The 22118-nt window shown below is 39.9% G+C and carries 23 protein-coding genes; 3 read left to right on the top strand and 20 right to left on the bottom strand.

All coding sequences use genetic code 11. The features are described from left to right. Positions 1 to 2: 2 nt before the first annotated feature. From OZX63_RS03320 to OZX63_RS03270, 11 genes are all read right to left on the bottom strand, one after another. Positions 3 to 626 (bottom strand): ABC transporter permease, encoded by a 624-nt coding sequence (locus tag OZX63_RS03320; protein ID WP_277134442.1) that lies wholly within the window; start codon positions 624 to 626, stop codon positions 3 to 5. A gap of 1 nt (position 627) precedes the next feature. Continuing rightward, on the bottom strand, positions 628 to 1803 hold the full coding sequence (locus OZX63_RS03315; protein ID WP_277144573.1) for an ABC transporter ATP-binding protein: 1176 nt from the start codon (positions 1801 to 1803) through the stop codon (positions 628 to 630). Positions 1804 to 1961: 158 nt separating this feature from the next. Further along, positions 1962 to 2522, bottom strand: coding sequence for a CDP-diacylglycerol--glycerol-3-phosphate 3-phosphatidyltransferase (gene pgsA / locus OZX63_RS03310; protein WP_277144571.1), 561 nt, complete (start codon positions 2520 to 2522; stop codon positions 1962 to 1964). Between the two features lie 28 nt (positions 2523 to 2550). Next, positions 2551 to 3621, bottom strand: coding sequence for a RodZ family helix-turn-helix domain-containing protein (locus OZX63_RS03305; protein WP_277144569.1), 1071 nt, complete (start codon positions 3619 to 3621; stop codon positions 2551 to 2553). A 67-nt stretch (positions 3622 to 3688) separates the two neighbouring features. After that, positions 3689 to 4417 carry an SDR family NAD(P)-dependent oxidoreductase gene (locus OZX63_RS03300; RefSeq protein WP_277134434.1) on the bottom strand — a complete coding sequence of 243 codons (729 nt, stop codon included), beginning with the start codon at positions 4415 to 4417 and terminating at the stop codon, positions 3689 to 3691. Positions 4418 to 4590: 173 nt separating this feature from the next. Continuing rightward, positions 4591 to 7047: a DNA translocase FtsK gene (locus OZX63_RS03295; RefSeq protein ID WP_277144568.1), complete on the bottom strand. Its 2457-nt coding sequence runs from the start codon at positions 7045 to 7047 to the stop codon at positions 4591 to 4593. A 19-nt stretch (positions 7048 to 7066) separates the two neighbouring features. After that, on the bottom strand, positions 7067 to 7459 hold the full coding sequence (locus tag OZX63_RS03290; RefSeq protein WP_277144566.1) for a DUF1149 family protein: 393 nt from the start codon (positions 7457 to 7459) through the stop codon (positions 7067 to 7069). Between the two features lie 3 nt (positions 7460 to 7462). Further along, positions 7463 to 8020: a tRNA (uridine(34)/cytosine(34)/5-carboxymethylaminomethyluridine(34)-2'-O)-methyltransferase TrmL gene (trmL, locus tag OZX63_RS03285; protein ID WP_277144563.1), complete on the bottom strand. Its 558-nt coding sequence runs from the start codon at positions 8018 to 8020 to the stop codon at positions 7463 to 7465. A 45-nt stretch (positions 8021 to 8065) separates the two neighbouring features. Continuing rightward, positions 8066 to 9268 (bottom strand): AI-2E family transporter, encoded by a 1203-nt coding sequence (locus OZX63_RS03280; RefSeq protein ID WP_277144562.1) that lies wholly within the window; start codon positions 9266 to 9268, stop codon positions 8066 to 8068. 13 nt (positions 9269 to 9281) lie between these two features. Further along, the gene (locus OZX63_RS03275; protein WP_277144560.1) at positions 9282 to 9662 is read right to left on the bottom strand and encodes a PTS glucitol/sorbitol transporter subunit IIA; all 381 of its coding nucleotides are present in this window, start codon (positions 9660 to 9662) and stop codon (positions 9282 to 9284) included. 75 nt (positions 9663 to 9737) lie between these two features. Beyond that, entirely contained in the window at positions 9738 to 12503 is a 2766-nt protein-coding gene (locus tag OZX63_RS03270; protein WP_277144558.1) for a cation-transporting P-type ATPase, read from the bottom strand. A gap of 163 nt (positions 12504 to 12666) precedes the next feature. Here OZX63_RS03270 and OZX63_RS03265 point away from each other — a divergent pair, with 163 nt between their 5' ends. Beyond that, entirely contained in the window at positions 12667 to 13689 is a 1023-nt protein-coding gene (locus OZX63_RS03265; RefSeq protein ID WP_277144556.1) for a lactonase family protein, read from the top strand. A 41-nt stretch (positions 13690 to 13730) separates the two neighbouring features. On the opposite strand, the gene OZX63_RS03260 is transcribed toward OZX63_RS03265, so the two are convergent. The 3 genes from OZX63_RS03260 to OZX63_RS03250 are packed head-to-tail and all read right to left on the bottom strand — an operon-like array spanning position 13731 to position 16040. Beyond that, positions 13731 to 14618 carry an RluA family pseudouridine synthase gene (locus tag OZX63_RS03260; RefSeq protein WP_277144554.1) on the bottom strand — a complete coding sequence of 296 codons (888 nt, stop codon included), beginning with the start codon at positions 14616 to 14618 and terminating at the stop codon, positions 13731 to 13733. Next, positions 14605 to 15411, bottom strand: a complete 807-nt coding sequence (locus OZX63_RS03255) for an NAD kinase (protein ID WP_277144552.1) — start codon at positions 15409 to 15411, stop codon at positions 14605 to 14607. Before OZX63_RS03255 ends, OZX63_RS03260 begins: the two co-directional genes overlap by 14 nt. After that, positions 15408 to 16040 carry a GTP pyrophosphokinase family protein gene (locus tag OZX63_RS03250; protein ID WP_277144550.1) on the bottom strand — a complete coding sequence of 211 codons (633 nt, stop codon included), beginning with the start codon at positions 16038 to 16040 and terminating at the stop codon, positions 15408 to 15410. Before OZX63_RS03250 ends, OZX63_RS03255 begins: the two co-directional genes overlap by 4 nt. A 74-nt stretch (positions 16041 to 16114) precedes the next feature. Between OZX63_RS03250 and OZX63_RS03245 the strand changes: the two genes are divergently transcribed. Together OZX63_RS03245 and OZX63_RS03240 are read left to right on the top strand one after the other, a co-directional pair. Beyond that, the gene (locus tag OZX63_RS03245) at positions 16115 to 16738 is read left to right on the top strand and encodes a CYTH domain-containing protein (RefSeq protein ID WP_277144548.1); all 624 of its coding nucleotides are present in this window, start codon (positions 16115 to 16117) and stop codon (positions 16736 to 16738) included. Positions 16739 to 16819: 81 nt separating this feature from the next. Then, positions 16820 to 17458 (top strand): DsbA family protein, encoded by a 639-nt coding sequence (locus OZX63_RS03240; protein WP_277144546.1) that lies wholly within the window; start codon positions 16820 to 16822, stop codon positions 17456 to 17458. Here the strand turns inward: OZX63_RS03240 and OZX63_RS03235 are convergent. The 6 genes from OZX63_RS03235 to OZX63_RS03210 form a co-directional block, all read right to left on the bottom strand. Continuing rightward, a complete protein-coding gene (locus OZX63_RS03235) occupies positions 17450 to 18280 on the bottom strand; it encodes a competence protein CoiA family protein (RefSeq protein ID WP_277144544.1) in 831 nt (276 codons plus the stop codon). The genes OZX63_RS03240 and OZX63_RS03235 overlap by 9 nt on opposite strands. 67 nt (positions 18281 to 18347) lie before the next feature. Then, positions 18348 to 19082, bottom strand: a complete 735-nt coding sequence (locus tag OZX63_RS03230) for an adaptor protein MecA (protein ID WP_277144542.1) — start codon at positions 19080 to 19082, stop codon at positions 18348 to 18350. A gap of 109 nt (positions 19083 to 19191) precedes the next feature. Then, entirely contained in the window at positions 19192 to 19590 is a 399-nt protein-coding gene (gene spxA, locus OZX63_RS03225) for a transcriptional regulator SpxA (RefSeq protein WP_277134404.1), read from the bottom strand. 208 nt (positions 19591 to 19798) lie between these two features. Next, positions 19799 to 21532 carry a phosphoenolpyruvate--protein phosphotransferase gene (ptsP, locus tag OZX63_RS03220; protein ID WP_277144540.1) on the bottom strand — a complete coding sequence of 578 codons (1734 nt, stop codon included), beginning with the start codon at positions 21530 to 21532 and terminating at the stop codon, positions 19799 to 19801. Beyond that, positions 21532 to 21798, bottom strand: coding sequence for a phosphocarrier protein HPr (locus tag OZX63_RS03215; RefSeq protein WP_277134401.1), 267 nt, complete (start codon positions 21796 to 21798; stop codon positions 21532 to 21534). The genes ptsP and OZX63_RS03215 overlap by 1 nt, the downstream gene beginning before the upstream one ends. A 112-nt stretch (positions 21799 to 21910) precedes the next feature. Further along, positions 21911 to 22093, bottom strand: a complete 183-nt coding sequence (locus tag OZX63_RS03210) for a hypothetical protein (protein WP_277134399.1) — start codon at positions 22091 to 22093, stop codon at positions 21911 to 21913. Positions 22094 to 22118 lie beyond the last annotated feature (25 nt).

The following is a 22118-nucleotide window of genomic DNA, read 5'->3' as shown; positions in this document are numbered from 1 at the left end:
CCCTATATTCCTTTCGGCGTTAATCTTTTTTCCAGTTTACCTAAGAGGTAATCAGTTAGTAACGCCAGAATAATTACAGGAATTGTGCCACCCAAAATCAAACTCGGCTGGTAGAGGCTTAACCCGTTGAAAATAAAATCACCTAAACCGCCGGCTCCAATATAGGAAGCCAGCGTTGCCCAGGCAATTACATAAATTGCCGATAATCTGATTCCGGCCATAATTACCGGCATTGCTAGTGGCAAGTCGACTTTCGTAATTAATTGCAGCTGCGTCATGCCTAGACCGCGCGCTGAATCAATCGTATCCTGATTTACCCCTGTTAAGCCAACATAGGTATTACGCAAAATCGGCATTAAGCTATATAGAAATAATGCAATTATTGCCGGCACTTGACCAATTCCAAAAAAGGGAATCATAATCGCCAGTAACGCCAGTGCAGGAATTGTCTGCAACATGCTGGCAAAGGCAACAACAACTTTAGCTGTTCGGGGAAATTTTAACAAAATAACACTCAGTGGCACTGCAACTAAAATTCCCAGTGCCAAAGCAATTGCTGAGATATAAATCTGCTGCCATGTTTTAACAATTAACTCTGAACCATGTTGTGCAAAAAAAGCTGACATATTACTTCGCCTCTTTTGCTGATTGATTATTGGCTGATTTACCACCCCAGATTGATTCATAAACGACATTAACTAAGCTCGACCGCGTAACAATGCCGACTAGCTTTTCTTCAGAATCAACCACTGGAATATATTGACCATTACGACTTAAAATACGACTAAAGTTATCACGCAAATATTCTTCGGGTCCGACAGTATAAGCTACCTGTTGTAAAATATCACTAACACTAGTCAATGATTGATATTTACGCTGCAACGCATAAATTGAAATGTAACCCTTTAAATGATTTTCATCATCAACTACTAGCAAAGTATCAACATGATGCTCTTTCATCATGGTTAAGGCTTCTGATAGCGTCGCACCAAGATTAATCTGAACCGGATTAGTCAACATGACATTTTTGACCTGCACCGTTTCGTACTTGGCAGCTGCTAAACGCTCCTCGCCAATTAAGGTCTTTACAAAGTCGTTAGCAGGATGATGCAATATTTCTTCTGGTGTCCCTACCTGAATCAACTGGCCGTCATGCAAAACAACAATCTTCGTTGCCAATTTAAGTGCCTCATCCATGTCATGAGTGACAAACACGATTGTTTTGCCCAATTTAGTTTGTAAGTGCTGCACCAAATTTTGCAAACTTTCACGTGTAATCGGATCAAGTGCACCAAACGGCTCGTCCATTAAAATCAAACTTTGGTCCGCTGCAAGAGCCCGCACAACACCAATTCGCTGTTGCTGTCCGCCAGATAATTCTTTAGGATAGCGATCCAAATAGTCTTTGGGCAATTCTGCCATCGCAATTAATTCTTCTGCTTCCTTATCCAATTTTTCTTTTGGCCACTTCAACAATTTGGGAACCAAAACGATATTTTGGCGAATTGTCATATGTGGCATTAAGCCATTATTTTGAATGACATAACCAATATGGCGCCGGAGATTCACGGGATTAAACGATTTAACGTTTTTACCTTCCACAAAAACTTCACCTTTAGTCACACTATTCATCCGATTAATCATTCGCATTAAAGTTGTCTTGCCAGAACCGGAAGTACCAATTAAGCAGCAAAACTCGCCTTTGTCAATTGTGAAACTAATATTCTCAACAGCCGGCTTTTCGCTTTTAGAGTAGACTTTCGAGACATTTCTAAATTCAACCATTGGAATTTTTTTACTCATACATATTCTCCTTTTTAACAGTTCTATTAATTTAATGCTAACAATCAAGAATTAATTAAGCAAAAATATTGAATTTTTGCCAGTTCAGTATTTTAAAAATATGCACAAAAAAAGCACCAACTTTGTTAGTGCTTTTTTACTTAAATTCAGTTATTTTGTTACATTGAACCCTTGAAAACATCCCATGAACTGTGGAAGTAATCCCAGCCAGAATAGATCGTAAAGATTAATGCAAGGTACAATAAAATTGTTCCAATGTAGTAAAAATTACCAATCAGTAAAAAAATAACAGACAACATTTGGCAAGTTGTTTTAATCTTACCAGGCATTGCTGCAGCCATTACTTGGCCCTTATTTTCTGCCAAAATCAGCCGCAAGCCAGTAACTGCAAGCTCACGACAAACAATAATTACAACCACCCAAGCTGGTGCCAATTTTAATTCAACCAGCATAATGAAGGCAGTCATTGTTAACATTTTATCGGCTAATGGGTCGGCAAACTTACCAAAGTTAGTTACCATATTACGTGACCGAGCAATGTGACCATCAAACCAGTCAGTTGCAGAAGCAACTGCAAACACAACTGCGGCAATTACTAACCGCCAATATACGGTACTGCCACCAACTTGTGTACTTGCGTTGCCGCCAAACATGACGATTAACACAAATACTGGAATTAAAAATATTCTAAAAACAGTTAATTTATTGGGTAAATTCATTCTCTACTACTTCTCCTATATTTGATAATTATCTGCCATTATTAGTGGTTGAAGAGTGAGTTGAACTTCCAGACTGGTTACCATTATTAGTAGTATTAGTCTGGTTATTGCTCTGACCATTATTTTGGGTAGTTTGATTATGTTGTGAATTATTGTTAGTACTATTGTTGTTATGAGTTGTCTGCTTATTTGAGTTATGAGTAGACTGACTAGAATTGGTACTATTGGTACCATTATTGGTATTTGATCGATAATTATTAGTTGAATTTGACTGACTCGTAGTCTGACTGCGCTGTTTGCCAATCAATAAAGTTAAATTCAAGTAGCCATTTTGGTCGTTATATGGTACTTTTTTACCACCAACTGTCACCTTAGTGCCTGAAGCATTACTCAAGTTAACACCAACGTTTTGGGCATTAGTTGGTATGGCAATCGTTTGCTTTTGACCAGCTGCCAAAGTTTGTGACGCTTGTCTAACACCATTAAATGAAATAGTAACAGTGATACTTTGATCGCCAGCACGCACAACTAAATTACGATTTTTCTTCAAGCCAGTAATTTGGAATTGGTTAGCAGCTAACTCCTTAATCTTAACTGGATTAACTACAACCGGCTTCTTTTTCTTAGGTTTAGTAGTGTTTCCTGAAGAAATTGAAACACCTCTATCTGGATTAGTATCCTGATTATGACTTGCTGAAAAGTGAGCGTAGACCACGTAACAAACCAAAATTACAACAATTACTCCCAGACCCACAATAATCCGTGGGAGGTAGTTCTTCCATAATTTCTTTTTGTTGCTGGTTGTCTTACGAACTTCCTCGCTCTTGTTATCAATCGAATCCTCAACGTACTCATCTGGTTGGGCAGCGGGAACTTCTTGATGGTATTCACTAAGCAGCTGCTTGCCATCTAAGCCGACAATCTGAGCATATTGTCTAATAAAAGCCCGCACATAAAAATCTCCGGGAAGTTTATCAAAATCATTTTGTTCAATTGCCGTCAGATATCTACCTTGAATTTTGGTTGCTTTTTCAATATCTGCAATTGAAAGTCCCTTTGCCTCTCTGGCACTGCGTAATTTATCTCCGATATCTGCCATGGTTACCTCTTTAAAAATTCTTTACTAACAACTTGAGTATAACATATACTACTACTTTATTTTACATTTATAAAAGCCAGCCGCCGCTGACATAAATCGTCTGACCTGTTAAATAGCCAGAGCGAAGATTGAGCAAATTCTTGACCCAGAATGAAATGTCACTGCCTTCGGCAAGCCGACCAGCAGGAATTTCACCCTTGACTTCTTCCATCGTTTCCGGTGCAAACATCGCGTTCATCGGTGTGTTAACCGCACCAGGAGCAATGACATTAACTGTCAAATTAGCTGACGCGACTTCGCGCGCATAGCTTTGAGCAAAACGGGTTAGCCCCGCCTTTGAACTGCTATAAACAGCTTCCATTGCACTACCTTGACCGCCATAAACCGAACCCAAATATACAATTCGGCTAAAATCATTTTTAATTAATAGCGGCTCAAGCAAGCCAGTTAATTTAATTGGTACCGTCAGATTAACCGTCATAACTTGGTCAATCTTAGATAGATTTTGCCCGCTGACAAAATTATAATCGGTAATGCCTTGTGCAAAAACAACCGCATTAATCGGCAATAACCCCTGGACAAAGGTTTGTAAATCATTATTATCAACTAAAAAACTAAGTTTAATTGGAATAAAATCTTGTTGGGGAAACTGCTTGGCTAAGTTTTCACTTAACTCACAAGCAGCTTGCCAATTTTGACTGCAATGGACATAAAGCGACCAGCCATCTCGTGCCAAATCCGCACAAATAGCCTGTCCTATTCCACCAGTAGCGCCAAAAACAATTGCTCGCTGCATTCTAACATTCCTTTTCTGCTCAATTAAGAGCTATTAATCTGTACAGCATTACAAATTATATAACAATTACTTGTTCAATTCTACACTTTTACGATCACAATGTTCGAGTTAATTTTAACATTATTTAGCCGTAAAATTAGCTAAAATTGCCACATGCTAAACTTTCTTAAAAATTACTTTTCAGTTGTTTCTTCAGGTGGCAACAAGACTTGGCGCGGCTTTGATCCTTCTGAAGGACCAACGACACCTTTTGCTTCCATCTCGTCCACAATTCTTGCAGCTCGATTATAACCAATTCTAAAGCGGCGTTGCAACATTGAAACACTAGCGGTCTGCTGGCGTCTAACTAAGTCGACTGCCTGATTATAGAATTCATCTTCCGGCTCATCGTCATCTGCCGCATTATCGCTGCCCTGTTGCGGAATCATTTCTTCATCATATACGGGTTTCTGCTGCTCTTTAACCCATGAAATTACTTTTTCAACTTCGCTGGAAGACACATAAGCGCCCTGAATTCGTTCGGGCTTTGACGCACCAACAGGCATATACAGCATGTCGCCGCGGCCCAGCAATTTTTCGGCTCCAGTTTGGTCTAAAATCGTTCGTGAATCAACCCCACTGGAGACAGCAAATGAAATCCGCGATGGGACATTGGCCTTAATTAAACCCGTAATTACATCAACACTTGGTCTCTGCGTTGCCAAAATCATGTGAATTCCGGCTGCCCGCGCCATTTGCCCCAAACGAACAATTGCACCTTCCACATCATGACCACCAACCATCATCAAGTCACTTAATTCGTCAACCACAACCAAAATATAAGGTAATGGCTTCATTGCCGGCTTTGACTTATCCTGATTGTTCAGGCGAACCTTTTCGTTAAATTCACCCATGTTGCGGGCACCGCTAGCCGCAAACAATTTATAACGCCGTTCCATTTCCTTAACGGCCTTGCTTAATGCATTGGCAGCTAACTTGGCATCCGTTACAACTGGAATTAACAAGTGCGGCACGCCATTATAAACTGACAATTCAACCATCTTAGGATCAATTAAAATCAGTTTAACTTGGTCAGGCATTGCCTTCATTAAAATACTGGTTAAAATCGTGTTAATTGCCACGGACTTACCAGAACCAGTGGAACCAGCAATTAACAAGTGCGGCATTTTAGCTAAATTAGCCGAAATTGTCTGGCCCGTTACATCCTTACCAAGAGGCACAACCATTGGCTCCTGTTGCGCCTTGGCATCTTGATGCTGCATAACATCCTTAAAGGCAACAACCGAGGTCGTTCGGTTAGGCACTTCAATCCCGATAAACGGTTTACCGGGAATTGGCGCTTCGATTCTAATATCCTTAGCAGCTAAAGCCAGCGCCAAGTCATCGGCTAAGTTGACAATTCTGCTAACTTTAACACCAACGGCAGGTTGAACTTCGTAACGCGTAATTGTTGGTCCCAAAATTGCCTTCTTAATGATGACATTGACACCGAAACTCTTAAAAGTAGTCTGCAAGGTTTGGGTATTTTGCCGAATTAACGTCTTGTCCGAGCTTTGGTCAGTATTTTTGACTGGATTAAGCAGCGATAGTGGCGGTTTACGATATTCAGGATTAGTCTTCTGCTGCGTTTTCAATTCGCCATGGTCGACATCTGCCAACTCCTGCAGCATTTTTTTGTCTTCATCAACAAACGAATGTGACTTAGGCAAACTTGATTCTTCCTGTTGATCAGCTGTCGGTTCTGGCCGCGGCTCAATCGCTGTCGGCTCACTTTTAGGAGCTTCCTGGCTGGCAATTTGAATTTGCGGTTCATCATCCTCAGTAGTTGCAGGTTGAAACTGCTCTGTTTCAGATGGGTCCTCTTGTGCAGGCGGCTCTTCAGTTTCATCTTTTTCAACAGTAAAGTCATTAACATTAGGAAAAATCGCTGATTCCGAATTTAGTGGATCATTTAAATCCCGTGCCTGCTGCTCTTCGCGTTTTTGTAATTGCTTCTCACGGAGCACTGCATACTTATCTTTGATTTTGGTTCCTGCTTGTTGGTTTTTAACTATAAAAAGCTGGCTGACGGACTGAAATTTTTCGATAATTGTTCTAAATTTAACATCAAAAAACATTAACAGCCCAATCGGGATCAATAAAACTGCGATTACGCGTAAGCCAAGATGACCAAGCAATTGATAAAATAATTGATAGCACAGAGCACCAATAATCCCGCCGCCAACTGGCACTGTTATCGCTGCTCGACCAAATTCGGCAGAAATCTCATGCCAAAAAACATTCATAAAGGCATTATTAACTAGCTCGTGCTCAAAATAAATGCTGCTCTGAATTACTAATATTCCTAAAATCGCCAAAAACAAGCCGCAACTGCGCTTGAATTTAAAGTGCATCGGCTTGTTATAAATCAGCATTACCAAGCCAAACAAGCCAAACAGACCTGCTGCCAGTAAATAAGAATCGCCAAAAAACAAACGAAAACAATTGGCAATTTGTCTACCCAAAATGCCAAATTTTACAAATGCCCAAACAGCAATAACAAGCTGAATTAGACCAATAACCGACCAAGTTATCCCTGTATTTTGCGCCTTCTTACGTTTTTTAGTTGTTTTTCTCCTTTTCTTAGGCATAATTGCACCTAATTAGGACCTAAAAATTAGCTTGGAAGTTCAAATTAACTGGTTGATCCAAGGTAATTTGCGTAACTTCATAAGTTAAAGTCTCAATATACTCAACTAACGGGCGGCTGAGCAGCTTATAGTCAGTCTTATCGAGATCGCTACCATCACCAAAGTAGTCCTTAATTTGAACAATTTGACTAATCATCCCACTAACAGAAAATTCGCCAGGAGCTGGCGCAACGTCAAAAATAACTGTCACATCAAAATAACTGCCATCTTTACCAGCATCAGTTGTCCCGTCATCATTTTGCTTTTCAACCTTTTTCAGACCAAAATTAACTTGATCCTTTGTTTCTGGTTCTTCATTAATGTCATAGTGAAAGTTCTTAACCATCACTGGTGTTTCTTTAACAAAATCCATTATTTATTCTTCTCCTAAATTTCTTTCGTAACGCTCAGGACGGTTATAATCATCCTTTAACTTGTCATTTTCGTAATGATGGGCCGTTTCCATATTCGGAAAGCCTTGCTGGCGCAAAGCTTCAAGTAAGACCATTGCCACAGAGTTAGATAGGTTATAACAGCGAATATTGTCTGACATTGGAATACGCAAATTGCGGTCATAGTACTCACGCATGAAGGTTTCAGGCAATCCAGTTGTTTCTTTGCCAAAAACAAAGTAATAATTTTTATCTGGGTCAGTATAATCAACCTCGGCATAATTTTTCGCTGAAAACTTCGAAATTAAGTACATCTCGTCTTGCGGACCTAATGTTTTTAAAAATGCTTCTAAGTCATCGTGACGCCGAACATCTACCTTATCCCAATAATCAAGTCCCGCGCGCTTCATCTTTTTATCGTCAATCTGAAAGCCCAACGGCTCAATCAAATCTAGCACCGTATTCGTCCCCGCACAAGTCCGAGCAATGTTACCAGTGTTAGCTGGCATCAACGGTTCATACAACACAACGTGATTCGTCATAGTTTTCTCCTTAATAAAAAAGCGTGGCTCACAACCACACTTCTTCTATTCTTTTGTTATTTTTTCTTTCTTATCTGCAGCTTCTGTGGTTAAAGCAACATTCTTATCCTCCGCAAAAACCTGCGAAACCTTACGGTAATAATTGTACACGCGCATGATAATAATTTTCAAGATTGCATAAATTGGAATCCCAAAAATCACGCCCCAAAGGCCCCAAACAGAGCTGGCGCCAATTAAGAGCAAAATCGTGGTCACGGGATGCATTTCCATCTTATTACCCAAGACCAGTGGACTAATTACTCGTGACTCAATCGTCTGCTCAACCGCAAACACGATGAGCACCTTAACTAGCATTGGCACCGAGATCATAATTGCAATCACTAAAGCAGGGATAAAAGCGATAAACGTCCCAAAATACGGAATCAAGTTTAAAACGCCACTTAAAACCGCCAGAGCAATTGCGTATGGCTGCCCAATAATAGTGTAGCCAATTGAAAACATAATGCCAACCCAAAAAGCAACGGTAATCTGACCACGAATATATGAAGCTAAAGCAGCATTGATTTCATATAATAATTTACTAAAACTTTCTTGCCAGCGTTTGGGAGCAAATTCCGTAATATATGGCCGTAATTGGTGGCCGTCTTTTAACATAAAAAACAGGATAAACGGTGCTGTGACAACTGTCATGAAAATAATGGTAATGATGCTAATTGCTGATGAAATATTATCCAGCGCTGCATTAACCGCTGTTTGGCTCGACTTGAATAACATGTTTTGCGCATGCGTGATAGCATCGTTAATGTTGTTTTTAACACTATGAAATTGCGGATCACTTAATTTATCTTGAATGACAATAGTTGCATTATGCCAAATATACGGCCAGTGCTTAACCAATGAATTAATCTGACTCTGAATAATCGGCAAGAGTGTGTTAACAATCCACACAAGCAGCACTGCCACTAAGATAAAAAGTCCAACAATGGTAATCACCCGTGGCACTTTAAACTTACGCTCAAGCAAGTCTACCAGCGGATTCATAATGTAATATTGAATTACTGCTAATAACAGCGGCGGCAAGATTGCACTAAAAAATAGCCGTGCTGGGTTCAAAACAAAAGAAATCTTATTGAACAACCAAATCACAAGGAAGAACAATAAGATATTAAGCAGCACAATACTAAAGCGGTTATTTAAAAACCATTTTTCAAAAATACTGCGCTTCAAGTGTTTTCGTTGATTTTCCATTAAACCATCCTAATTATATGTGTTCATAGACAATGTCATCATCTATCTTAAATTCTGGCAAGGTCTGTTTAGCATCCAGTTCAAGATAAATGCCATTAGCTAGTGGGTTCTTTGGCTTCTTCTGGTCTAAAAACAAAGTTGCATGACCCAAGGCGCGCATATTGCTTTCAACCATACTGCCAACAAATGCAGCAACATAGGTTTGACCATCAATTGTGATGGTATCACCCTTTTTGAAAACAAATGTACTACCGGGTGTCTGCACACTAAACTTTTGGATCACCGATACATCAACTAAGTCTTTAGTAACATTTTCACCAAACAAAATAACCATTTTATCTTTAGGGTTAATTGCTTGTTTACCAATTTGCGTTATTGTAGATATCCATTTCATTTTTTAATGCTCCTTAATAATTAATTTTAGCATAATAAAAACCGCTTACCTAATATATAAGCGGTTTTTTTATTTTTATTCTTTGACTTTTTTATGGAAAAAGAGCCATTTACGTAATTCATCAATCAGCACTAGCGGAATTGGCAGGCAGAAGAGGAATAACCAATCTTTCGGCAATAATCTCGTTGTGTTGAATAATTGTTGTAAACCAGGTGTAACTGTCAAAATAAGGAAGAGCAGGATTTCAAAGATAATCCCGTACCAAATGTTGTGATTGCTGAACAAGCCCTTCTTGAAAATTGAAACCTTGTTGGTCCGGCAGTTCAAAACATTGGCAACCTGAGTAAAGACAATTGCGCCCAAGACCATCGTTGTTGCCCGCATGTAAACAGGTCCGCTGGAAGCTAAGGCAGTTTGCGGCCAACCATTTTGCGAGTTGACGAAGAAGTATGCACCAATGGAAATAATACTTGAAATTAAGCCATACCATAAAAATGCATGGAGGATAACGCTGCGATTGAGCAGGTGCTCATTGCGCTTTCTCGGAGCCTGCTTCATAACATCTGGGTCAACGGCCTCGCCGCCAAGCCCTAATGCTGGTAGCATATCTGTTCCGAGGTCAACCGTTAAGATTTGCATAACTGTCATTGGCAGTGGAATCAAACCACCGGAGAAGAGGAACAAGATTGATGGAAAGGCTTCAGGAACATTAGAAGTCAAAATATACGTCAAGAACTTCCGAATGTTACTGTAAACAGCCCGGCCTTCTTCAATTGCGGCAACAATTGAAGCGAAGTTATCATCGGTCAAGATAATATTGGCAGCGTCTTTAGCAACGTCAGTGCCAGTCATCCCCATTGCAATCCCGATATCAGCTTGCTTTAAGGCTGGCGCGTCATTAACGCCATCACCAGTTGAGGCAACGATTTCACCATTTTCTTGCAAAGTCTTAACAACCTTGTACTTTTGTTCAGGAGCAACCCGAGCGAAGATAACTTCACCCTTCAAGGCCTCACGCAACTCGTCATCGCTCATCGCTTCAAGTTCTGTTCCGGAAATAACACGTGCTTTATCAGAAGTTAAGCCGATTTGAACCGCAACTGACTTAGCTGTGAGCTTTGAGTCACCAGTAACCATAATAATCTTAATCTTGGCTTCATGGCAGCGTCTAACGGCGTTGTAAATTTCTGGCCGTGGCGGATCACTCATTGTCGTTAACCCAACAAAGACTAAGTGTGTCTCGGCAGTATCAATTGTTAACTTGGCGACATCAGTGTCAGCTCTGTCAACAATCCGGTAAGCCATTGCCATACTACGCAAGCCTTGAGCAGCGTATTGCGCATTAACCTTGTTAGCGCGGTCAATATCATCTTGGGTCATTGGTCGTACTTGACCATCAACTTGTACTTGATCACATTGCTTAAGCACGTCACTGAAGGAACCCTTAGTGAAAATAATGTATTGTTTATCATTCCAGCGGTGAATTGTTGTCATCCGTTTTCGATCAGAATCAAATGGCAATTCGCGCATTCTTGGATACTTAACCAGCACTTTTTGCCGGTCAAATCCAGCCTTTTGCGCCATGATAATTAATGAAGCTTCGGTTGGTGTCCCCAAGATTTTTGGCTTGCCACCCTTAACCTTGCTTGGCTGCACCGCAGTGTCATTATCAAGCGAAGCAATCTGAATTAACTTGTGCAAATCCGGATTTTCTTCATACCACAATTGCTTACCGTTTAATTCAACTTGACCGTTATTAACATAGCCATTACCTGTAACCTTATATTCGTTTTTCAAGGTCCATATATAATGAATTGTCATTTGATTTTGGGTTAATGTCCCAGTCTTGTCTGAACAAATAACTGTTGTTTCACCCAAAGTTTCAACCGAGTTCAGTTCCTTAACCAAGGCATGCTTTTTCGCCATCCGGCGAACACCTTGCGCCAAACTCAAAGTAACCGTTGGCAGTAATCCTTCGGGAATAAAAGCAACAATCATTCCTAAAGCAAAGATAAATGCCTTAGCGAATGGATACTTAACAAAGAAAATCGCTGCAATTAAGAACAATACCCCAATCGAAACCGCGATAATTGATAATTGCTTGGTCAACCGGTTAAGCTCTTGCGTTAGCGGACTGTCAACCTTATCTTGCTTTTGGGTCAATTGCGCAATGCGCCCAAATTCGGTGTCCATCCCCGTCGCAAAGGCAATTGCCCGCGCCGTTCCGGCACCAACTGTTGTTCCTGAATAAACCAAGTTGGTCTCGGCATAACTACCCTCACCGGGATCATACTTTGTTGTCTTGGATTCTGGCACCGACTCGCCGTTTAAGGCACTCTGGTCAACTTGCATTGAGCTTGCTGAGATTAATCGAGCATCAGCAGGAATTGCATTCCCAGCCTGCAAGACAAATACATCACCAGGAACTAATTCTTTGGAATCAATCTGCACCTTTTTGCCATCACGAATGACCTGCACATAAGTCGGCAACATATTGTTCAAGGCATCAGTTGCCCTTTTAGCCGCACGTTCTTGCCAAAAACTAAACAGACCATTGATGATGTTAACCATCCAGATTGCAATTCCCAATTCAATTGTGCCACTGAACATCGCAATCGCACCTGAGATCCACAACAAAATTGCCATCATACTGACAAAATTTTTAAAAAATACTTTCCACTGTGATTCTTCTTGAGACTTTTTAATCTCATTAGAACCATATTTTTGCAGTCTTTTGGCAGCTTCTTGTGAGCTTAGGCCATCGGATGAGGAATTTAAATTTGTAAAAACTTCTGCAACATCGTTTTTTGCATAAAGTTCACGAATTTTACTTTCGTCCATTAACGGTACCTTCTTAACTAAAATTTCCTACTTTAAAAATAAAGTCGACAATCTACTTTAACACTTTTTTTACAAAAGTTAACTACCTAAAATTAAATAATGGCACCTCGTGCTATACTTATTAGAGGCAATTATATTACAAAATTTAATTGGAGGTTAAAATATGAGGCTATTAATTGGCGGCTACACTAAAAAAACAGCCACCGGAATTTACGAATTACCGCTTGAGACCAAGGATTCTGCTAAAGTTGGCCAGGCGAAAGAAATTATTAAAATTGGTGGTCCAACCTACTTTGTTCAAGACCATGACCTGATTTTTACGATTAATAATGCCGGCGATAAAGGTGGAATTAGCGCATACAAATTAGTTAATGGTGCATATCAAGAAACTGATTCTTATTTAACAGCTGGCTCATCTCCTGCATATATTGGCATCAACAAGCAGCAAAAGCGGCTCTACACTGCCAATTATCACACAGCCGTGTTAGCAGTCTTTTCTTACACTGCAGACGGTAAATTAACCTTGCTTGATTCAGTAACGCATACTGCTGATACGCTGGGCCCGCGGCCTGAGCAAGTCGACGGCCCGCACCCACATTTCTTCAACGAAACACCTAACGGTAATCTCGTTAGCTGCGACTTGGGTAATGATTGTGTTGACTTTTATGCATTAAGCAATAACAAACTGAAGCACTTGGCCAGCTATCAGAATGAACCGGGCTTTGGCAGCCGCCACATTACTTTTAGCCCTGATGGCAACTACTTTTATGTTGCTGGCGAATTATCTAGCAAAGTTAATGTCGTTAAGTTTGATGAGAATAATTGGACTTTTGAAAATATTGCAACTTATTCAACTATTCCAGAAGACTACACTGAACATAATGGCGCCGCTGCAATTCGGATGAGTAGCGATGGCAAGTACGTTTATGTTTCCAATAGAGGCCATAACTCAATCACCGTATTTGGTGTTAAATCTGACCACACCTTGCAACTTGCCCAACGAGTTTCCACGTTTGGCGAGTTCCCACGTGACTTTAACTGGGATAAGAACGAAGAATACGTGGTTGTCGCTAACCAAAATACTGATAACGCCACACTTTATACCCGTGATGCCGACAACGGTTGTTTAACACCTATCCAAAAGGATATTGCCGTACCAGAAGGTACATGCGTATTATTCGAATAATTAAAAAGAGTTGTGCGTAAACACAACTCTTTTTTTGATGCTTATTTTTTCAATTCTTGCCATAATCGCCGCATATCATCAGGCTCCGCGATCTTAATTTCCACTTGCTGGGTTGCAAAAGGATCCGGAAAAGCCAAATAATAACAATTTAAAGCTTGTCTTGTAAAATTATCCGCCACGCCATACAATGGGTCGCCAAATAACGGATGCCCAATCGATTGCATATGTACGCGAATCTGGTGCGTGCGCCCTGTAAACAGCCGCAATTCGACTAGACTGGCACCAGGTACTTGCTCAAGTACGCGGTATTCAGTTGCAGCTGGTTGACCTGCAGGATCAACTTGCCGCACAACCGTACCGGCTTTTTGACTGATTGGCGCCTTAATCATCCCCGTTAATTTATTTTCCGCAAAATTACCGTGCACCACAGCATGGTATTTTTTTACAAAATCATTCTTACTTAACTTGGCAAAACGCGCGTGTGCAATTGGATTCTTGCCAATTAAAACTAACCCAGAAGTATCACGATCAAGACGGGTAATTACGTGCGGCTTAGTTATTTCTTTATCTTGTGCAAAATATCCTAAAGCACGATTAACCAACGCGTCATCGTCCTCATAACGTGAGGGTATCGACAAAACACCAGCTGGCTTGTTTACAACCAAATAATTGGCTGTTTCTTTGATGATATTTAACGGCTTATTTGAGGGCCGCAACCACGGATTCGCTTTTTCCTGCCCCGGTACAAAAATAATTTCATCACCGCGATGCAATTGGTAACTTGTATAGCGCCGCTTATGGTTAACCAATATTAAGCCATCATGATTTTTAGCATTATTAACGGCTTGCTTTGAAAAGCCATTATTCATTAAAAAAGCCCCTAACTTTTTGGGGCTATTACTTGTAAATTTTAACTTAAATAGTGTCATCTTTATCACCAATAAAGGCACTCTGCACCCGCGACCAAAATCGCGTGTGACCAAAGCGATCAAAGCGAATTACCTTTTGCGAAATCCGATAAGTAATCTTTTTGGCATTACGCACATCAATGCGCTGGCCGTCAATTGTCATCACCAAATGATCGGCATCCGGAACAATCGTAATCCACTGGTCAGGCGCAATCACAATCGGCGAAGACAAAGTTCGAAACACCCGATTATTAATCGAGGCAATTTCAGCCATTTGCAAGGCCTTTAGCCGCGGATGAATTACGGCGCCGCCAAGCGACTTATTGTAAGCAGTTGAGCCAGTTGGCGTTGACACGCACAAGCCATCGCCGCGAAAGTTCTCAAACAATTGCCCCTCAATATAGACATTGGCTTCCAAAGTACGTGAAACTCGTTTTACCGCCGATTCGTTCAAGGCCAAGAAATGCTTTTTTTCGCCCGCCTCGGTTTCAAGTTCAACTTCCAACAACGGATAATTGGCCGACTCGGGCTTACGCAAAAATAGCGCGTCAACCATCTTATCAACATCATCGCTGCGCCAATCGGTATAAAAACCCAAATGACCAGTATGAATCCCAATAAACCGAATTGAACAGACTTGGGCTTCATAACGATGAAAGGCATTAATTAACGTGCCATCACCGCCCACCGTGATTACCACATCCGGATATTTAGCATCAAAAACAACATCGTCTTTTTCCTGCAATAACTTTTTTAAATGTGCTACCACTCGCAACGTTTCCTCATTGGTATTATGAGCAATCGTTATTCTCATGATTTTTCCTTGCCTTTATTCTTGGTAAAAATCTTCTGCGCTTCCTGAACCTCATCCTTAATTAAAGACATTTCTTCGTCTAGCTTGTACGCCGTTTCCGCCGTTGACTTGAGCCGTTTAGAAATATCGTCTGGATAAGAACCCTGATACTTGTAATTCAAAGTATGCTCGACCGTTGCCCAAAAGTTCATCGCTAACGTCCGCACCTGAATTTCGGCCAGCAACTTTTTAGCGCCGTCTGGCAAATAAACCGTATAGGAAATTACCATGTGGTAAGACCGGTAACCAGAAGGCTTAGCGTTTTGCACATAGTCACGTTCTTCCAAGACTTCCATGTCTTGGCGGTCATGAATTAAATCCACTACCTTATAAATATCGTCCACAAACTGACACACAATCCGAATACCGGCAATGTCTTGCATATCGGTTTCAATCACGTCGGGACTGATTACCCGCCGCGTCATTTTTTCTTTAATCGAATCAACTGTTTTCACCCGGCCAACGACAAACTCAATTGGCGAGTGCTCTCCCTTAGTTAAGAAACTCTGTCTAAGGGCCCGAAATTTTACTTTTAGCTCATTAACGGCCTCTGTATATGGCCATAAAAAGTTGTCCCAATCCATTTCCATTGAAATAATTCCTTTCTCAAACAGCATCTTCATTTTAACATATAATAAGAGTAAACAGATTGGAGTAATTACTAATGACTAAAAATACTGAAATTGAAGCTAAAACATTGTTAACCAAAGAAGTTTATCAGAAATTATGTGCTGCTTTCCCCGTTAAAAGCGACTTTGTGCAGGCGAATTATTATTTTGATACCCCTGATAGCTTATTAAAAAAGCACCAGATTAGTTGCCGCGTGCGTTTATTCACAAATCATGCCGAACAAACGCTTAAAGTCCCTCACTCCAAGCTTGTGCAACACGACTTTCATGAAGCAGTCGAAATTAATGATGATTTAAAACTAACAGCTGCCCAAAAATTCGTCCAGCAAGCAGAAAAAAGGACGACCGTAACTTTTAATGGTAATGTTGAACAATACCTGCAAGATAATTTCGGTGCCCAACTTGATTTACACTTGCAAACTTTTAGTAAAACTCACCGCATTTTGGCTGTCGGTCCCGAAAATTGTGAGTTGACATTAGATGCCACTACCTACCCGGATTCTTACGAAGATTACGAATTAGAAATCGAAAACTCTAATCCCTCTTTAATCAAAAAAGTTCTTATTTCGCTTGAAAACAACTATAATTTTAAGCAAACTAAAACTAATAGTAATCAACCAAAAATTGCTCGCGCCTTCGGTCATTGTGTTAGAATATAATTATGTGAGCGTATTCTTTGTTTCTATATTAGTTATTTGTTAAAGTTATAACTAACTGGAAATTTGAAGGAGAGATTAAAGATGTTTGAGATTTTTCTCTTTGTCAATCCAATTGGCATCTACTGTTATGAGACAGAACTTTTAATTAAGCAGGCCATTGATGAACTTAACATTGATACTTGTTTCAATTACATTCCGATTACTAACACCAAAGTAATTAAAGAGGATATTTTACGACGACGTAAAGAAGGTCAAAAGTTAACTGACATTTCCAAGTATACTATGGCCTCTTTTCAAACGTTGCGCCTTTATCATGCGATTAAGTTTGAATATGGTAATAAGAAAGCTCGGGCCTATTTGTTTGAATTGCAACAGGCCTTGAACATTAATTTTAATCATTATTCTGAAAATTTACCCCGAAAAATCACTAAAAAATTGAATATCGATTTTAATAAGATTACCAGTCCCAAAACTAATAAGTACGTTGACAAGTCTATCAAACAGGACTTGGAACTTGCCGATAAGCTCGGTGTGCGCAACACACCAACCACTATCATTTATAATGAGAGCGGTAATTACAACGGCATTTTATTAGAAGGAATTGTTGCTCACGACAGATTAATTAAGGTTTTAAAACATGATTCCTGCTTAATCGAAAACTTTGAAGAAGAAACCAAAGATTGTGCTTTGCGCAAAACTAATCATTTGCGCTTAATTTAAGTACGCAAGAACATTATTAAGTTGATCCACGTGACGCATTTCAGTAAAAACTTTTTCTGGTAAATCATCAAGCGTCATCTTTTTAACATACAGGGCAGTCGCAATTGACTGCCCTGTTTTTGTTTTCTGCATTAATTGCCGCGCCAAATACCGCCGCTGCGCAGCAGAATTAACTTGATATGCCTTCAGTTGCGGCCGAAAATACCACAAATGTCGCAAGCCTTGTGCGCTTAAAGCAAATGTCATCATTTGATAATGAACCCGGCTAGTTACCGGCTCAAGTAAAACATTGTACTTAAGAATTAATTGCCTTCTTTTAGGATTGATTTCCAAATAATAATCGTGCCACAACTGGTTTTTACGGAAAAAAATCAGTTGTGACTTTTTTATTTGCCTTTGTAAATAATGGCGCCGCCCCACAACCCAAACATCAACAGCCCCAATTTCAGAATATAACTGATGCCGATGATTAAATTCTGCCAGACTTAACGGCGCACATTGCACTTCAAACGCTAATTGCGAATTTGCCAGAACATCTGCTCGCAGCTGCCCTTTGGCAAGCGGAATTTCTAATTGTGCGTGAAAGCCAGCCTCTCGCAACGCTTCTTTAAGAAGAAATTTACTCAGCGCATGCTCTTCCTTTTCGCCCATCATGTTAGTTGACCGCGTTAAGTGCTTAAAATATGCGCCTTGAGCTGTTTTAATCAGCTGCACACGCTGATGACAACGCGGACAAGAATAGTTTTTTCGCGCTTTATTTTTTATTTGCGCCGCTTCAGTAGCGGCCAGAACCAATTGCTTATTTAATAATGCTGCGTACAAATTTATCACCTAAATTTAAGTACGCAAAAAGGCAAGTTACTCACTTGCCTTTCTTAATTAAAATTATTTAGCGATTATTTTTACCAAAGTACTGCCGCAAATGGCCCAATGCATCACAAGCAATCAGACATTTACCCGTTGTCCGCACTCGCGCCATCTCGCTAGCCTTGACTTTAATGCCATACTCATTCGCAATTGCCCAAGCATCTGCCGGTTTAATTTCCGCATAATTTTCATTATTAAATGTTAATTCTAAGTAAAATTCTCCTCGTTCAAAGTATAGACTTGAGGATAAATCACTAGCTCGCAAATTATCTGCTAGTTCAGTTAACGGATCAAGGTCGCTAAAGCTATATGCTTGTTTCTTTTGAAATTTCCAAAATGGCTTCTTCGATTGCGATTGCGCATCACCTTGAGAGCTGCTAACAGGAGGTTCTTCAGTTTCGTCATCATCTGGCTCCTCATCAGAATCCAAATCAATAAACGTTTTACGCGGGTCATCAGGCTCTTCCTGAGAGTCTGTGTTACCACCAAACATTTGCGTCAAATGGTCGCGGTCTTTATCAGTTACCTTGCTAATTAACAAGTCTAAGCCGCCGTTATTTGGCATTACTTGAAAGGTCACCGGAGCATCCTGACTAAAGGAATGATCGGTATCAACTTCATCTAAAATTGAATAAAAGAAATGCTGGATCTTATCCCGATCACCCAATAAATCTAAAACTTTTAATCCACGATTAGCTAATTCATTTTTATCTATCCGGACACGAATAGTATTTTCATTAATATGATCAACTTGCACGAGTTTTCACCTCCATTGGATTCTTTTATTCATTGTAGCGTACTTTGCAGGTAAAATAAAAGCGTTAGTCTAAAAAACCAACGCTTTTTTTATTAAAAACACTGCTAGATTATAAGTCGGCAATCTTTTGCATTTCTTCGAGTTCAAGCCGACGAACTTTCCGTGGCAAGAACCGACGAATTTCGTCTTCATTGTAACCAACTTGCAAACGCCGATCATCCATAATGATTGGTCGTCTTAATAAGCTCGGATTCTTCTCAACCAAATCAAGCAATTGATCGATTGATAGATCATCAAGATTAACTTTTAATTGTTGGAAAGCTCTTGAACGCGTTGAAATAATTTCTTCGGTACCATTTTCTGTCATCCGCAAAATTTGAATAAGCTCGTCTTTAGTAAGAGGCTCAGAGAAAATATTTCTTTCTTTAAAAGCAATGTCATGTTTCTTCAACCAAGCCTTTGCCTTACGACACGAGGTACAACTCGGAGATATATATAAATTAACCATATATTTCACGCTCCTTTGAACATACTACTTCTTAACTAATATCTATTATAGCATATTACTTCTTTTTTGTAAGTAGTATTTTCGTAATTAATTATATTTTTATATTACAGTCTAAAAGTGAATAAACTATGACCTTTTTACCAAGAAAGATTAAAGGTGAAACAAAAAATGATACATTACCTTTGATAATGTACCATTTTTTGTTTTATTACTTGTCAACCTTATTCATTAAGTCGGCAACTAACTGTTCATTTTCTTCAGCAGTTTCAGAAATGTAACATGCTTTATTTGCCAATTCCTTAATGTCTTCAGTGTTGAACTTCTTCATTAAGCTTCTAATCCGCAAAATAGAGGTTGCACTCATTGAATATTCATCAAGACCCATTGACAATAAAATTGGGAACATGGTGCTGTCGCCAGCGGCTTCACCACACATGCCACACCAAATACCATTTTCGTGAGCTGCATCAATTGTATGCTTAATTAGGCGTAATACTGATGGGTTAGCTGGTTGGTAAAGATAAGAAACATTATCATTACCCCGGTCAGCAGCCATTGTGTATTGGATTAAGTCATTAGTTCCAATTGAGAAGAAATCAACTTCCTTGGCAAATTGATCAGCTAAAACTGCAGCAGCTGGAACTTCAATCATCATCCCAACTTCTAAGTTATCACCAATTTTAACGCCGTCGCTTGTCAACTTAGCTTTTTCTTCAGCTAAAATTGCCTTGGCCTTACGTAATTCGTTCAATGTACCGATCATTGGGAACATAATTCCTAATTTACCGTAAGCAGAAGCTCTAAGCAATGCTCTTAATTGCGTCCGGAAAATGTCTTCGTTCTTCAGTGACAGTCTAATTGCCCGAACACCTAAGAATGGGTTCATTTCGTCTGGTAAGTCCCAATAATCAAGGTGCTTATCACCACCGATATCCATTGTCCGAATGATAACTTGCTTGCCGTTCATTCCTTCGATAACTTCTTTATAAGCTTCGAATTGTTGGTCTTCTGTTGGGAAGTCCTTAGAATCCATGTACAAGAATTCGGTTCTATACAAGCCAACGGCTTCGGCACCGTTATCATTAACACCTTGCATATCGTTTGGCGTACCAATGTTAGCTGCAATGGTGAATTTCTTACCATCAGCAGTAACTGATGGTTCGTTCTTTAATTTTTCCCATTCAGCCTTTTGTGCTAAGAATGCTTCACTCTTTTGCTTGTAGTCAGCTACTTGCTCATCACTTGGTTCAACAACTGCATCACCGTTCAAACCGTCAACTACCAAAGTTTGGCCGTTTTCAACGTCCTTAGTAATTGAATCAGTCCCAACAACAGCTGGTAATTCAAGTGAACGAGCCATAATTGCTGAGTGCGCAGTTCGACCACCAATATCAGTTACAAAGCCCTTAACAAATTGCTTGTTTAATTGAGCAGTGTCACTAGGTGTCAAATCATGCGCAACCACAATAACTTCATGATCAATTGCAGCTGGGTTAGGCAATTCTTTATTTAAAAGATGGGCCATTACCCGCTTAGAAACATCGCGCACATCAGCAGCACGTTGTTGCATATAAGCGTTGTCGGTCATTCCTTCAAAAATTGCAATAAACTTTTGTGCAGTTTCATCAAGTGCGGCTTCACTATTAACTTTTTGATCTTTGATTTCAGTTTCAATGGCTCCGGTAAATTCAGGGTCATTTAAAATCATCAAATGGGCTTCAAATACTTGAGCTTCGTCCTCGCCTAAACTCTTTTTTGCGCTGTCGCGAATTTGTTCAACTTCTTTAACTGAAGCATCGGTCGCCTTTTTAAAGCGATCCAATTCACTAGCAGCGTCGGCAACAGTGGTCTTCGTAAATGAAAGATCTGGTTCTACCAAGAGATAAGCAGGTGCTACAGCGATACCATCACTTGCAGCAATTCCTTTTAAAGTCTTGGTCATTATTCAGCTAAACCCTCTTTTTTCATTGTGTCTGTAATAGCAGCAATGGCGTCTTTTTCGTCGTCACCTTCAGCGCTGATTGTAACATCTGCGCCCTTGCCAACGCCGAGTGACATTACACCCATGATTGACTTCAAGTTAACTGACTTGCCGTTGTATTCCAAATTGATATCTGAACCAAATTTAGAAGCAGCTTGTACTAAAAGCGTAGCTGGACGAGCATGAATACCTGTTTCTGCAACAACATGAAAATCGCGTTTTTCCATTATAATTATCTCCTTTTAAATTGAAAAATCAAAACGGTAGTAAATACCTATTCAAATATTAGACTATCATTTTTTTGTGAATTAGACAACATAAATGTAACAGTTTACATAATCAATTTTCTACCTTTGACTGTGAATAAATGATTTTTCCACCACGTAAGGCGCGGCCTGTTATATTTTGTCTTTTGCCAAATGCGCGCAGCGCAGTTTGAAAACCAAAGGCATCTTGAGGCTCAACCTCATATTGATCAAGCTCACCATCAGCCAATTGTTCAAGAATTTTTTGATAATCCACTAAAATATCACCGTCTTTTTTGTCT

Source organism: Lactobacillus sp. ESL0700 (assembly GCF_029392095.1).
Taxonomy (GTDB): Bacteria; Bacillota; Bacilli; order Lactobacillales; family Lactobacillaceae; genus Lactobacillus.
This window is presented reverse-complemented; position numbering and strand designations above follow the sequence as displayed.

Excerpts from the sequence above, each read along its gene's own strand:
- OZX63_RS03320 (WP_277134442.1), bottom strand. The coding sequence starts at position 626 with ATGTCAGCTTTTTTTGCACAACATGGTTCAGAGTTAATTGTTAAAACA.
- OZX63_RS03315 (WP_277144573.1), bottom strand. The coding sequence starts at position 1,803 with ATGAGTAAAAAAATTCCAATGGTTGAATTTAGAAATGTCTCGAAAGTC.
- pgsA (WP_277144571.1), bottom strand. The coding sequence starts at position 2,522 with ATGAATTTACCCAATAAATTAACTGTTTTTAGAATATTTTTAATTCCA.
- OZX63_RS03305 (WP_277144569.1), bottom strand. The coding sequence starts at position 3,621 with ATGGCAGATATCGGAGATAAATTACGCAGTGCCAGAGAGGCAAAGGGA.
- OZX63_RS03300 (WP_277134434.1), bottom strand. The coding sequence starts at position 4,417 with ATGCAGCGAGCAATTGTTTTTGGCGCTACTGGTGGAATAGGACAGGCT.
- OZX63_RS03295 (WP_277144568.1), bottom strand. The coding sequence starts at position 7,047 with ATGCCTAAGAAAAGGAGAAAAACAACTAAAAAACGTAAGAAGGCGCAA.
- OZX63_RS03290 (WP_277144566.1), bottom strand. The coding sequence starts at position 7,459 with ATGGATTTTGTTAAAGAAACACCAGTGATGGTTAAGAACTTTCACTAT.
- trmL (WP_277144563.1), bottom strand. The coding sequence starts at position 8,020 with ATGACGAATCACGTTGTGTTGTATGAACCGTTGATGCCAGCTAACACT.
- OZX63_RS03280 (WP_277144562.1), bottom strand. The coding sequence starts at position 9,268 with ATGGAAAATCAACGAAAACACTTGAAGCGCAGTATTTTTGAAAAATGG.
- OZX63_RS03275 (WP_277144560.1), bottom strand. The coding sequence starts at position 9,662 with ATGAAATGGATATCTACAATAACGCAAATTGGTAAACAAGCAATTAAC.
- OZX63_RS03270 (WP_277144558.1), bottom strand. The coding sequence starts at position 12,503 with ATGGACGAAAGTAAAATTCGTGAACTTTATGCAAAAAACGATGTTGCA.
- OZX63_RS03265 (WP_277144556.1), top strand. The coding sequence starts at position 12,667 with ATGAGGCTATTAATTGGCGGCTACACTAAAAAAACAGCCACCGGAATT.
- OZX63_RS03260 (WP_277144554.1), bottom strand. The coding sequence starts at position 14,618 with ATGACACTATTTAAGTTAAAATTTACAAGTAATAGCCCCAAAAAGTTA.
- OZX63_RS03255 (WP_277144552.1), bottom strand. The coding sequence starts at position 15,411 with ATGAGAATAACGATTGCTCATAATACCAATGAGGAAACGTTGCGAGTG.
- OZX63_RS03250 (WP_277144550.1), bottom strand. The coding sequence starts at position 16,040 with ATGGAAATGGATTGGGACAACTTTTTATGGCCATATACAGAGGCCGTT.
- OZX63_RS03245 (WP_277144548.1), top strand. The coding sequence starts at position 16,115 with ATGACTAAAAATACTGAAATTGAAGCTAAAACATTGTTAACCAAAGAA.
- OZX63_RS03240 (WP_277144546.1), top strand. The coding sequence starts at position 16,820 with ATGTTTGAGATTTTTCTCTTTGTCAATCCAATTGGCATCTACTGTTAT.
- spxA (WP_277134404.1), bottom strand. The coding sequence starts at position 19,590 with ATGGTTAATTTATATATATCTCCGAGTTGTACCTCGTGTCGTAAGGCA.
- ptsP (WP_277144540.1), bottom strand. The coding sequence starts at position 21,532 with ATGACCAAGACTTTAAAAGGAATTGCTGCAAGTGATGGTATCGCTGTA.
- OZX63_RS03215 (WP_277134401.1), bottom strand. The coding sequence starts at position 21,798 with ATGGAAAAACGCGATTTTCATGTTGTTGCAGAAACAGGTATTCATGCT.